Below are 12,083 nucleotides of genomic sequence, written 5' to 3'. Positions count from 1 at the left end.
AGTCTACGAGCGGCCACCGACATCGGGAGCGAGACGCTACGCGTCGACCGGCACCGCCGACACCGTGCGATCGATCGTGAACTGACCGAGCACGCGGGTGCCGACGTAGAGCACGGCGGTCTGCCCCGGTGCGACTCCGTTGAGCGGCTGCTGCGGCTCGACGCGCACGCCCTCGGGCGACACGAAGGCACGGGCGGGCTCGGGCTCCGCATGGGCGCGGATCTGCACCTCGCACTCGAACTCCGACTCCAGAGGAGCCGCCCCTGCCCAGCTGAATCGCTCACCGGAGATCTCGCGGATCGCGAGCGCCTCCTTCGGACCGACGACGACCGTGTTCGAGACAGGTCGCACCTCGAGCACGAACCGGGGCTTGCCGTCCGCCGCCGGAACTCCGAGCTTGAGTCCTCGACGCTGACCCACGGTGAACGCATGCGCGCCCTCGTGCGACCCCACGATCTCGCCCGTGCGGTCGACGATCTCCCCCGTCGCCGTGCCGACCTTCTCGGCGAGCCAGCCGCGGGTGTCGCCGTCGGGGATGAAGCAGATGTCGTGGCTGTCGGGCTTCTGCGCGACGGTCAGCCCGCGCTCCGCGGCCTCCGCGCGCACGACGGCCTTCGAGGGCGTCGTACCCAAGGGGAAGTACGTGTGGGCGAGCTGCTCGGCCGTCAGGACTCCGAGCACGTACGACTGGTCCTTCGCGTTGTCGGCCGCGCGGTGCAGCTCGAGGCCTGCATCCGTCGGGATCAGGGTGGCGTAGTGGCCCGTGCAGACCGCGTCGAACCCCAGCTCGATCGCGCGCTCGAGCAGCGCGGCGAACTTGATCTTCTCGTTGCAGCGCATGCAGGGGTTCGGGGTGCGACCCGCCTGATACTCCGAGACGAAATCGGCGATCACGTCTTCGCGGAAGCGTTCGGAGAAGTCCCACACGTAGAACGGGATGCCGAGCAGGTCGGCTGCGCGCCGGGCGTCCAGCGCGTCCTCGATCGTGCAGCATCCGCGGCTGCCGGTGCGCAGCGTGCCTCCTGCTCGCGAGAGCGCCAGGTGCACTCCGACGACGTCGTGGCCGGCGTCGACGGCGCGGGCGGCCGCGACGGCCGAGTCGACGCCACCGCTCATGGCCGCAAGAATCCTCATGCTGCCAGTCTACGAGCGCTCGGCTGAGCCGGAGCCGGATGCGCGCGAGTAGGCATCGGCGATGGCGGCGAGCACCGCATCGATGTCGTCATCGCTCGACGTGCGCCCGAGGGAGAACCTGAGGACGCTGCGCGCGTCCTGTTCGCTGCGGCCCATGGCCATCACGACGTGCGACGGCTCCGCCACACCGGCCTGGCAGGCGGATCCGGTCGACACGGCGATGCCGGCCATGTCGAGCAGGAACAGCAGGCTCTCGCCGACGGCGCCGGGAAAGAGGAGGTGCGCGTTGCCGGGGAGCCTCTCGCGGGGGTCACCCAGGAGCTCCGCCTGCGGCACACGCTGCCGGATGCCGTCGACCAGACGATCCCGCATCGTCTGCAGTCGCGAGTTCTCGGCCTCCCGCTCGGCCTCGGCGAGCTCCAGCGCGACGGCGAACGCGGCGGCACCGGCGACATCCTGGGTTCCCGCGCGCAGACCGCGCTGCTGTGCACCCCCGCGCAGCATCGCGGCGAGCCGAGCCGTTCGCGCCGTGACGAGGGCGCCGACGCCGACGGGGGCGCCGATCTTGTGGCCGGCGACACTCATCGCGACGAGGCCTGCGGCGTCGGGAGCGTCACCGCGCAGCCCGCGGAACGAGAGCGGGACGTGCCCGAGAGCCGACACCGCATCGAGGTGCAACGGGACCCGCGCCGCGGCCGCCGCGGATGCCAGTGCGGGTGCGTCGTTGATCGTCCCCGCCTCGTTGTTGGCGATCAGCGCGGTGGCCAGCGCCGCACCGGGCAGTCGAGCGGCGAAGGCGCTCGCATCGATCGCAGCAGTGGGACGCACCGGGACGGGGCGCAGAATCGCTCCGTCCGCCAGCAGCGCCTCCACCGTGTCGACAGTCGCATGGTGCTCGGCATCCGGCATCACGATCGCATCGGTGCCCGCGGCGCGCGCGTGCCACAGTCCCTGCACTGCGAGGTTGATCGACTCGGTTCCGCCGGACGTGAAGACGACCTCTATGGGATCGCAGCCGAGCACCGCCGCCGCACGCTCGCGCGACTCCTCCAGCAGGCGCCGCGCGTCCTGACCCGCGCCGTGTGTCGAGGACGCATTGCCCACCGTCTCGCTGGCGGCGAGCCATGCGCCGCGCGCCTCGGGGCGCAGCGGTGTGGTCGCCGCGTGATCGAGATAGTGCTGCATGCCTCCACTCTCCCGCATTTCCCGGCGTCCTGGCTCGTGCGCGCCCCGGCGGCCGGTGTCCTGGCACCACAGCGCAGACCTCTAAGGTGTACTCATGCCCGCGAACCGAGACTTCACCGTGCCCGGCGGTCCTGTACTCGACGACCTCGGCGTCCGCCTCCACGACGGCGTGGGGACGCTCCGAGTCTGGTCGCAGAACGCCTCGTCGATCGAGCTCGTCGTCTTCGATGCGACGGATCTCGACTGGGTGGTCGATCAGGCGCCTCTCGAACGACTCCCCGGCGGAGTCTGGGAGGTCACGACGGAACTGCTGCAGCCCGGCACGCGCTACGCGATCCGCGTCGGCGGACCCCACGGACCCGGCAACACCTTCAACCCCGAGACACTGCTGCTCGACCCGTACGCCCGCGGTCTCGCGCAGGGAGACGGGTACGAGGAGTGGCGTTCGGTGGTCATCGTCGACGGATTCGACTGGGGGCAGTCGGCGAAGCCGCGCATCCCCCTCGACCGCACGGTGCTCTACGAAGGCCACCTCAAGGGGCTCACCAAGCGGCAGCCCGACGTCCCGCCCGCTCTGCACGGCACCTATGCGGGTCTCGCCCACCCGGCGATGATCGAGTACTTCCGCGAGCTGGGGATCACCTCGATCGAACTGCTGCCCGTGCATGCCTTCGTGCCCGAGCCCCGTCTGCTCGAACGCGGCCTCACCAACTACTGGGGGTACAACACCCTCAACTTCTTCACCCCGCACAACGCCTACGCCACCGAAGATGCTCGCAAGGGCGGACCCGAGGCCGTCCTCGCCGAGTTCAAGGGAATGGTGAGGCTGCTGCACGAGGCGGGTCTCGAGGTCATCCTCGACGTCGTCTACAACCACACATCCGAGGAAGGACTCGGCGGACCACGATCCAGCTTCCGCGGCATCGACAACGCGTCGTACTACCGGCAGGACGCCTCGGGCGCCTACATCGACACCACCGGATGCGGCAACACGCTCGACACCTCGACCGACGCGGGCGCCCGGCTGGTCCTCGACTCGCTGCGCTACTGGGCCGAGGAGATGCAGATCGACGGATTCCGGTTCGACCTCGCTGCGGCGATCGCCCGTGATTCCGCGCACACCTACACTCCGGAGCATCCTCTGCTCACCGCCATCGCGAACGATCCGATCCTGAAGGACACCAAGCTCATCGCCGAACCCTGGGATGTGGGGATGGGCGGCTGGCAGACGGGGAACTTCCCTCGCGGCTGGATGGAGTGGAACGACCGCTACCGTGATCGCGTGCGCAACTTCTGGCTCAGCGACATCGACTACGCGCGCCGGGCATCTGCTCCGGTCGGAGTCGGTGGCTTCGCGACCAGGCTGGCCGGATCCTCGAACACCTTCGCAGACGAGCGCGGTCCGCTCGCCAGCATCAATTTCGTCACCGCGCACGACGGCTTCACCCTGCACGACCTGGTGTCCTACGACGTCAAGCACAACGAGGCGAACGGCGAGCAGAATCGCGACGGCGCCGACATGAACCGCGCGTTCAACCACGGGATCGAGGGGCCGACCGACGACCCGGCCATCCTCGCTGCTCGCCGCAAGGCCATGCGGAACCTGCTGGGCACGCTGCTGCTGTCGGCGGGCATCCCCATGCTCACGGCGGGCGACGAGGTCGGACGCACGCAGCGCGGCAACAACAACGCCTATGCGCAGGACTCCGCGATGACCTGGTTGAGCTGGGAGCCGGAGCCCTGGCAGGACGATCTGCGCGCACACGTCGCTCGGCTGATCCGACTGCGGTCGGAGAATCCCGCTCTTCGTCCCAGCAGGTACGCACGTCTGGGAGAGCACATCCCCAACGCCTCCGTCATGGACTGGTTCGACCAGAACGGCGAGACGATGGAGAGCGAGCAGTGGACCGACCCGGGAAACCGCACACTGCAGTACGTCGCGGCGTCGACGCCCGACCGCGAAGAGGCGAACCGGATCCTGCTGATCGTGCACGGCACGGAGTCCCCGATCGACGTGCGGCTGCCGGAAGACCTCGAGGATGCGACGCGCTTCGTGTCGTTGTGGTCGAGTGCCGACGAGCATCCGAGCACCGACGAGGAGACCTTCGCCCCCGGACACATCCTGCCCACCCCGGGCACCTCGATGCGACTGTTCCGGGTGGAGTGACGTGCGGCGCGCCGGAGCCGTCGGCGCGCTACCCGCTGCGCGTCCGGGACGGTACATTCGGGGAGTGGCCGCACGTACAAGCAGCATCCGTCCGAATGCTCTCCGGAGCCCGTCTCAGATCCCGCTGCGCCCCGTCGGCGCCGTGTCCGATGGTGAAGGCCTCCGCACCACCAGGATCCCCTTGCTGGATGCGCGTCCGCACGTCCCCGGCGGATTCGCGCCCAAGGCCGTGGTCGGGGAGGTCGTGCCGTTCGGCGTCGTGTCGTTCCGCGAGGGCCACGACATCATCGGGGTGCACCTGCGCCTGACCTCGCCGGACGGGAACGAGACCTTGCATCGTCTCACTCCGCTGCTCGACGGCACCGACCGGTGGGCCGCCGACGTCGCCGTCGACATGCAGGGCGACTGGTCCTTCCGCTTCGAGGGATTCGCCGACGACTTCGCGACCTGGGCGCACGCGGCCGAGCTCAAGGTGGCGGCAGGTGTCGATGTGCCGGTGATGGCGGCCCTGGGCGCCCAGCTGGTGACTCGCGCCGCAGCCGAGAAGGATCGGCCCGCGGCGCAGCGCAAGACGCTCTCCGCCGTCGCCGCCTCGCTCGCCGACGGCGACGCCGCGACGACCATCGCCGTGTCCACCGACCCGGAACTCGCGAAGATCTTCGCCGACCGACCGCTGACGTCGCTGCGCTCCGTCTCCGCCTCCCACCGTCTCCTGGTCGAGCGCACCGCAGCGGGCGTGGGCGCCTGGTACGAGTTCTTCCCGCGCTCGGAGGGCGCACGTCGCCTCAAGGACGGCTCGATCAAGAGCGGCACGTTCCGCACAGCGGCCAAGCGCCTGCCCGCGGTCGCGGCGATGGGGTTCGACGTGATCTATCTGGTGCCCGTGCACCCGATCGGCATCACCAACCGCAAGGGTCGCAACAACACGCTCACCACAGAGCCCGCAGACCCCGGATCCCCCTACGCGATCGGCGCTGCAGGGGGTGGTCACGACGCCATCCACCCCGATCTGGGCAAGCCCGCCGACTTCCGGGCGTTCGTTCGGGCCGCCCGCGCGGAGGGGCTCGAGGTGGCCCTCGACCTTGCGCTGCAGGCCTCGCCCGACCACCCGTGGGTCGCGGAGCACCCCGAATGGTTCACGACGCTGCCCGACGGCACGATCGCTTACGCGGAGAACCCTCCGAAGAAGTACCAGGACATCTATCCGCTCAACTTCGACAACGATCCTGAGGGCATCTACCGCGAGATGCTGCGGATCGTCCAGCACTGGGTGCGCGAGGGCGTGAAGATCTTCCGTGTCGACAACCCGCACACCAAGCCGCTGCAGTTCTGGGAATGGCTGATCGCCACGGTGAACGCCGCGGATCCCGACGTCATCTTCCTCGCCGAGGCGTTCACTCGTCCCGCCGTCATGCGGGCCCTGGCTGCCGTAGGCTTCCAGCAGAGCTACAGCTACTTCACCTGGCGGAACACGAAGTCGGAGCTCGAGGAGTTCCTCGCCAGCGTCTCGCACGACACCAGCGACTACATGCGGCCGAACCTGTTCGTGAACACCCACGACATCCTCACCGAGTACCTGCAGTTCGGCGGGAGGGCCGCCTACCGGATCCGCGCCTGCATCGCCGCGACCGCCGCGCCTGTGTACGGCGTCTACGCGGGGTATGAGCTCTTCGAGAACGTCGCCCGCCCTGGTTCCGAGGAGAACATCGACAACGAGAAGTACGAGTACAAGATCCGGGACTGGGAAGGTGCCGAGGCTGCGGGCGACTCACTGGCGCCCCTGCTGCGCAGGCTCAACGAGATCCGTGGTGCGCACCCCGCGCTGCGTCAGCTGCGCAACCTCTCGGTGCACTGGAGCGACGACGACGCCGTGCTCGTCTACAGCAAGCATCTGGACGCCGCGTTCACCGGGACCGGCTCCCCCGACACGATCCTCGTGATCGCCAATGTCGACCCGCACTCGGTGCGCGAGACCACCGTTCATCTCGACACCACCATCTGGGGTGTCGAGCCGGGCCAGCCCTTCGAGGTCGAGGACCTGCTCACCGGAGCCGTCTGGACCTGGGCCGATCACAACTACGTGCGCCTCGACGCCTTCGCCGAGCCGGTGCACATCCTGAAGGTGAGGAGCCGAGCATGAGCCACGCGGAAGACACGACGATGACGTCGGAATGGACAGCGGTCGCGGCGGGCGGTCACCACGACCCGCACGCCGTCCTCGGCTCGCACCCCGCCACGGACGCGAGCGGTCGGACTGCCACCGTGATCCGCGCGCGGCGCCCTCTGGCAGAGTCCGTCGCGGCGGTGTTCGACGACGGTTCGCGCCTAGAGCTCGCGCATGTCGCAGAGGGCATCTGGGAGGCTCAGCATCCCGGGGCGCCTGTCGCCTACCGCCTCGCCACCGCCTACGCCGGCGACGACGACGAGACCATCGTCGGCGATCCGTATCGGCACTCGCCGACCCTCGGAGAGCTCGATCTGCACCTGATCGCCGAAGGACGCCACGAACGGCTGTGGGACGCGCTCGGCGCTCATCCACGCGTGGTCGACGGAGAGTCCGGCGTGGCGTTCGCCGTCTGGGCTCCGAACGCGACCGCCGTGCGCGTCGTCGGCGACGTGAACGGATGGAGCGGCGAGTCCCACGCGATGCGGTCGATGGGCGGAAGCGGGATCTGGGAGCTGTTCGTCCCCGACCTCGCAGTGGGCATGACGTACAAGTACCAGATCCGCACGCGGGACGGGTCCTGGATCTTCAAGGCGGACCCGATGGCGCAGGCCGCGCAGGTACCGCCCGAGACGGCCTCCGTGATCACGCAGTCGACCTATGCCTGGTCGGACGGCGCGTGGATGACCAGGCGCGCGGCGACCCACGCGGTCGCGCAGCCCCTCTCGGTCTACGAGGTGCATCTGGGCTCCTGGCGGGGCGGTCTCAGCTACCGCGACGCCGCGGACCCTCTGATCGCACACGTCACGGAGATCGGCTTCACCCACGTCGAGTTCATGCCCCTCGCGGAGCATCCGTTCGGGGGATCCTGGGGTTACCAGGTGAGCGGGTACTACGCCGCGACGAGCCGTTTCGGCAGCCCCGACGATCTCCGGTATCTGATCGACCGCCTGCACCAGGCCGGCATCGGTGTGATCATGGACTGGGTCCCCGGACACTTCCCGAAGGATGCCTTCGCACTCGCCCGTTTCGACGGGCAGCCGCTCTACGAGCATCCCGATCCGCGCCGCGGCGAGCACCAGGACTGGGGCACGCTCATCTTCGACTACGGCCGTGCCGAGGTGCGCGGCTTCCTGGTCGCGAACGCACTGTTCTGGCTCAGCGAGTTCCACGTCGACGGGCTCCGTGTCGACGCCGTCGCATCGATGCTGTATCTCGACTATTCGCGCAACGACGGCGAATGGGAGCCGAACATCCACGGCGGCCGAGAGAACCTCGAGGCCATCCGGTTCCTTCAGGAGGTCAACGCCACCGCGTACCGTGTGCACCCCGGCGTGCTGATGATCGCGGAGGAATCCACGAGCTTCCCCGGCGTCACCGCTCCGACTGACCACGCCGGCCTGGGGTTCGGGTTCAAGTGGAACATGGGGTGGATGAACGACTCGCTCCAGTACATCGAGCGCGATCCGATGTACCGGGCACACCACGAGGGTGAGATGACCTTCTCGTTCGTCTACGCCTTCGGCGAGAACTACCTGCTGCCGATCAGTCACGACGAGGTCGTGCACGGCAAGGGCAGCCTGGTCTCGAAGATGCCGGGCGACCACTGGCACAAGCTCGCGAACGTGCGGGCGTACCTCGGCTACATGTGGGGTCACCCCGGCAAGAAGCTCCTCTTCATGGGGCAGGAATTCGGCCAGCTCGGCGAGTGGTCGGAGTCCCGCGAGCTCGACTGGTGGCTGCTGGACCAGCCCTCGCACGCACAGCTGCAGAGCTTCGTCGGCGAACTCAACCGCGCATACCGCGCGCAGGCGCCGCTGTGGGAGCGGGACAGCGACGGCTCATCGTTCTCGCGCCTCGGGGCGCCGAGTTGGGATCCGAACGTGATCGCGTTCGAGCGTCGCGACGCGCACGGCGGCCGGGTGGCTGTGATCAGCAACTTCGCCGGCCTGGAACGCAGCGGATACCGGCTGACGCTCCCCGGCGCCGGGGTGTGGCAGGAGATCCTCAACACCGACGCGTCTGCCTACGGCGGCCGTGGCTCCGGCAACCTCGGCATGGTGGTCGCTCATGACGACGGCGATGGCGTCGCGTCCGCGACGATGACGCTGCCTGCGCTGTCGACGATCTGGCTGCGCTACGAGGGAGAACCGCACGTCCCGACGATCACCCACGGGTGACCGTCTGCGCCGCGCGGGCGCTGATCGGCAGACGCCGAGTGTCGACCGCGCGGCGGACGCCTCAGAAGAGCAGTGACGTGAGCCTGTTGCGCGCCGTGACGACGCGGGGGTCGGTCACGCCGATGAGCCCGAAGAGCTCGACGAGGCGCTCGCGCACCGGCGTGCGCTCGTCCGACGGCAGCTGCGCGAAGAGATCCAGGAGGCGCCCGAAGGCATCCTCGACATGGCCGCCGGCGAGATCGAGGTCGGCGACGTCGAACTGCGCCGCGATGTCCAGCGGCCCCGCGGCGGCCGCGGCCCGTGCGTCCTGAAGGTCGAGCTTCTGCACGCGCTCCAGGAGGCGCACCTGCCCGAGACCCGCGATGGCGTCTTCGTCGCGGGGGTTCTCCGCGAGCGCCTTCTCATAAGCGACGATCGCGGCGGCGTAGTCACCCGTCTCGATCGCGGCGAACGCCTCCGCGTGCAGCGGGGGCATCGGCGGCTCCTCGGGCGCGTCCGGCTGCTCGGAAGGCGCCCCCACGTCGAGTGAGCCGGTGACGCCGTTCTGTGCCGCGAGCTGCAGGAGCTGTGCGAACACCTCGCGCACCTGCTGCTCGGGAACGGCGCCGGTGAACATGGGGACCGGCTGACCCGCGATGAGCGCGACCACCATGGGGATCGACTGCGCACGGAACCCCTGTGCGAGCTGAGGGTTGGCATCGACGTCGACCTTCGCGAGCAGCACCTTGCCGCCGAGCTCGCGCGTGACCTTCTCGATGATGGGGCTGAGCTGCTTGCAGGGTCCGCACCACTCGGCCCAGAGGTCGACGACCACCGGAACGGTGCGCGACAGCTCGAGGATCTGGCCGAACGACTCATCGGTCGCGTCGACCACCAGATCGGCGACTGGCGCGCCTGCCTGTGGTTGTGCACCGGGCGCGGGAGCCGCGGGACGATTGCGGAGGGAGGAGAGGTCGACCGCACCTCGGAGAGCGGCGGGAGACATTTCGGTCACTTGATCACCTCGACGGAGAGAAGGTCCTGACGGACGGCGAGAAGCCGGATCTGCTCGGAGGAACCCTGGGCGGGGACCGAGAAGAACAGCTGGAATTCGTACTTGGTGGTCACGCCCTTGGCGGACTCGGTCACCCCGGTGAGCGCCTTCGCCTGGGCGTTGTCGCCGAAGCGGATCACCGCGTCTGCGGAGGTCGGCGTCACCGACTCGGTGTCGATGAGCGAGACCGCGACGATCGCGCCGCTGTCGAGCGTGGCCATCGACACCGGTGCGGAATCCGCCGGCACGATGTCGAACGACGTCTGGCTGGTCTCGGCTGCGCCGTTGTCAGCCAGGTTCTGCACCACTGCCTGCCGACTGTCGCGGATCGACTGCGCGAGGTTCTGCGAGAGTTCGTCGAACTGTCCGTACGACGCGCTCTGCTCACCCTCGTCGACCGCATCCGCGAACATCGTCGCGAGGTCCGCGGGTCGAATACTCAGGAACGCGGAGTCATCGGGGATGAGCGACGTGCCGAGCCAGGCTGCGGCGACCTTCGGGAAGGCGGCGTCCGCCGACATCTCGGCCATGTTGTCGACCTTGTAGTTCGACCACGGGTCCTGCTGGGTCATCGTCAGGATGACCGGCGGGATGGTGTCGTCCCCGCTGCTCTTCGACAGCAGCAGCACAGTGCGCGGCCAACGGTCGGTCGCCTCGGGGAGCACGACCTCGACCTCATCGGTCGGGATCGTCGCAGGTGGGGTGGTGTCGGGCAGCGCGGTGCGCAACGCGTACTCCGTGGTGCGGGCGGTCAATGCCGGCCCGTCGAGCCTGGTGGCCGCGAGATCGATGTCCATCGCCGCATCCGCATCGGACAGCGTGGCCGACACCTCCTGCAGGATGCGCTTGGCCTGCGCCTCGGTGACGGCCGGCGGCTTCTGGTTCTCGGGGGCGATGATGGTCGCAGTCGGTGTCGGCGACGGAGTGCCCTCGCCGAACTGCGGCCAGGACTCCGCCGAGCATCCCGTCGCGATGAGCGCGGTCAGAGCGATGGCCGGGATCGCCAGAAGACGTCGCCTCCGCACCGGCCCGGATGCGCGTCGCTCCGACGTGCGGACATCGCTGCCGGACGTGTCGCTGCCGGGCGTGGCCGACGCGTCCGCGGGCTTCCCATCCGGTGCCGGAGCGTCAGTCGCCGAGGTGTCCGGCGCCGGTGTGACGGGCGTCGAGGCGTCCGGCGAGCCCGCCGACGGCGTCTCCTCGATCGCCGCGCGCTCCGCCGGCGGGAGCTGTGCGATGTCGATGGGCTCCGTGGGCGGAAGCGGGCCGGGTCCCTTGCGTCGCGGACCGCGGCCTCGGCGCTGGTGGCGGATCGCCAGGACGTAGAGGACGAGGCCGACGAGGAGCATCGCGGCTCCGGCGGAGAGCAGCGGCCCCGCGAGCGGCGTCGACGTGTCGAGCGGCCAGGAGACCGCGATGTCCTCGGGTGCGTCTGCGGTGCCGTCGCGCGCGATGATCACGCTCACGCCCTCCGGGAGCTGCATGTCGGCGATGAGCGAATCGGTGTCGGTGAAGGAGTCGAGCCAGAGGTCGGACCCCACAGGGCTGCGCGCGGTCGTGCTCTCCTCGGCAGGAGCCTCCTCGGCGGGAGCCTCCTCGGCAGGAGCCTCCTCGGTGGTCGGCGTCTCTTCTGCCGCAGGGGTCTCCTCGGTGGCGGGAGTCTCCTCCGTGGCAGCGGACTCCTCGGGTGCGGGAGTCTCCTCCACCGCAGGGGTCTCCTCCGGGGCCGGGGTCTCCCCCGCCCCGTCGCCTCCGTCATCCTCCGGCTCTGCGGCGTCGACGAACGCGACGTCGATGTCGCCGTCCGCGCCGACCGAGGCGTGGTTGTACGACGAACCGGCGAGCCACGCCTCCATGTCGGCGGTCCTGCCATACGCCGCGAAGATGTCGCCGTCACCACGCACGAGCAGGGTCTGAGCGCCCGGGTGCTCGCGCAGGACGTCGCCGTCCAGCAGCACATACGGGGCGGGTTCTTCCACGGCGACCGCCGCCTCCTGGGTCGACGGACCCATGAAGATGGTTCGCTGGGCTATGCCTGCAGCGATCAGTCCCGCGGCCAGCACGAAGGCCACGACGGCCCATACGAAACGCACGAATAGTCTCCTCACACGACGCGGGCGCACACCCGAGTCGCAACACTCGACGTTTCAGACTAGCGAAAGCTCCTGAGTGTTGCCCACGAGGGCATGCCTCACCCGGTCGCGCGGCACGTCGTGTCGG

At 69.3% G+C, this 12,083-nt stretch carries 7 protein-coding genes; 3 read left to right on the top strand and 4 right to left on the bottom strand.

From position 1 onward, the window contains the following. Positions 1 to 36: 36 nt before the first annotated feature. Complete coding sequence (gene mnmA, locus DXT68_RS07745; protein WP_082069031.1) at positions 37 to 1,134, bottom strand: tRNA 2-thiouridine(34) synthase MnmA; 1,098 nt, start codon at positions 1,132 to 1,134, stop codon at positions 37 to 39. A gap of 9 nt (positions 1,135 to 1,143) precedes the next feature. Then, the gene (locus DXT68_RS07740; RefSeq protein ID WP_045255202.1) at positions 1,144 to 2,319 is read right to left on the bottom strand and encodes a cysteine desulfurase family protein; all 1,176 of its coding nucleotides are present in this window, start codon (positions 2,317 to 2,319) and stop codon (positions 1,144 to 1,146) included. Positions 2,320 to 2,413: 94 nt separating this feature from the next. Between DXT68_RS07740 and glgX the strand changes: the two genes are divergently transcribed. The 3 genes from glgX to glgB all read left to right on the top strand — a co-directional run bounded on the left by glgX (position 2,414) and on the right by glgB (position 8,830). Next, positions 2,414 to 4,486, top strand: a complete 2,073-nt coding sequence (gene glgX / locus DXT68_RS07735) for a glycogen debranching protein GlgX (protein ID WP_045255203.1) — start codon at positions 2,414 to 2,416, stop codon at positions 4,484 to 4,486. Positions 4,487 to 4,667: 181 nt separating this feature from the next. Then, positions 4,668 to 6,626, top strand: coding sequence for an alpha-1,4-glucan--maltose-1-phosphate maltosyltransferase (locus DXT68_RS07730; RefSeq protein WP_373372456.1), 1,959 nt, complete (start codon positions 4,668 to 4,670; stop codon positions 6,624 to 6,626). Then, positions 6,623 to 8,830, top strand: a complete 2,208-nt coding sequence (gene glgB, locus DXT68_RS07725) for a 1,4-alpha-glucan branching protein GlgB (protein WP_045255204.1) — start codon at positions 6,623 to 6,625, stop codon at positions 8,828 to 8,830. Before DXT68_RS07730 ends, glgB begins: the two co-directional genes overlap by 4 nt. 61 nt (positions 8,831 to 8,891) lie before the next feature. Here the strand turns inward: glgB and DXT68_RS07720 are convergent, their stop codons facing one another. Beyond that, entirely contained in the window at positions 8,892 to 9,815 is a 924-nt protein-coding gene (locus DXT68_RS07720; RefSeq protein ID WP_045255205.1) for a tetratricopeptide repeat protein, read from the bottom strand. Between the two features lie 5 nt (positions 9,816 to 9,820). Further along, positions 9,821 to 11,956, bottom strand: a complete 2,136-nt coding sequence (locus DXT68_RS07715) for a DUF8094 domain-containing protein (protein ID WP_052677828.1) — start codon at positions 11,954 to 11,956, stop codon at positions 9,821 to 9,823. Positions 11,957 to 12,083: the final 127 nt, after the last annotated feature.

Source organism: Microbacterium foliorum (assembly GCF_003367705.1).
GTDB lineage: Bacteria > Actinomycetota > Actinomycetes > Actinomycetales > Microbacteriaceae > Microbacterium > Microbacterium foliorum.
Note: the sequence above shows the minus strand (reverse complement) of the source record. Positions and strands in the feature narration are given on the sequence as shown.

Bases quoted from the DNA above. Each gene is read 5' to 3' on its own strand.
- DXT68_RS07720 (WP_045255205.1), bottom strand. From the start codon at position 9,815: ATGTCTCCCGCCGCTCTCCGAGGTGCGGTCGACCTCTCCTCCCTCCGC.
- DXT68_RS07740 (WP_045255202.1), bottom strand. From the start codon at position 2,319: ATGCAGCACTATCTCGATCACGCGGCGACCACACCGCTGCGCCCCGAG.
- glgB (WP_045255204.1), top strand. From the start codon at position 6,623: ATGAGCCACGCGGAAGACACGACGATGACGTCGGAATGGACAGCGGTC.
- mnmA (WP_082069031.1), bottom strand. From the start codon at position 1,134: ATGAGGATTCTTGCGGCCATGAGCGGTGGCGTCGACTCGGCCGTCGCG.
- glgX (WP_045255203.1), top strand. From the start codon at position 2,414: ATGCCCGCGAACCGAGACTTCACCGTGCCCGGCGGTCCTGTACTCGAC.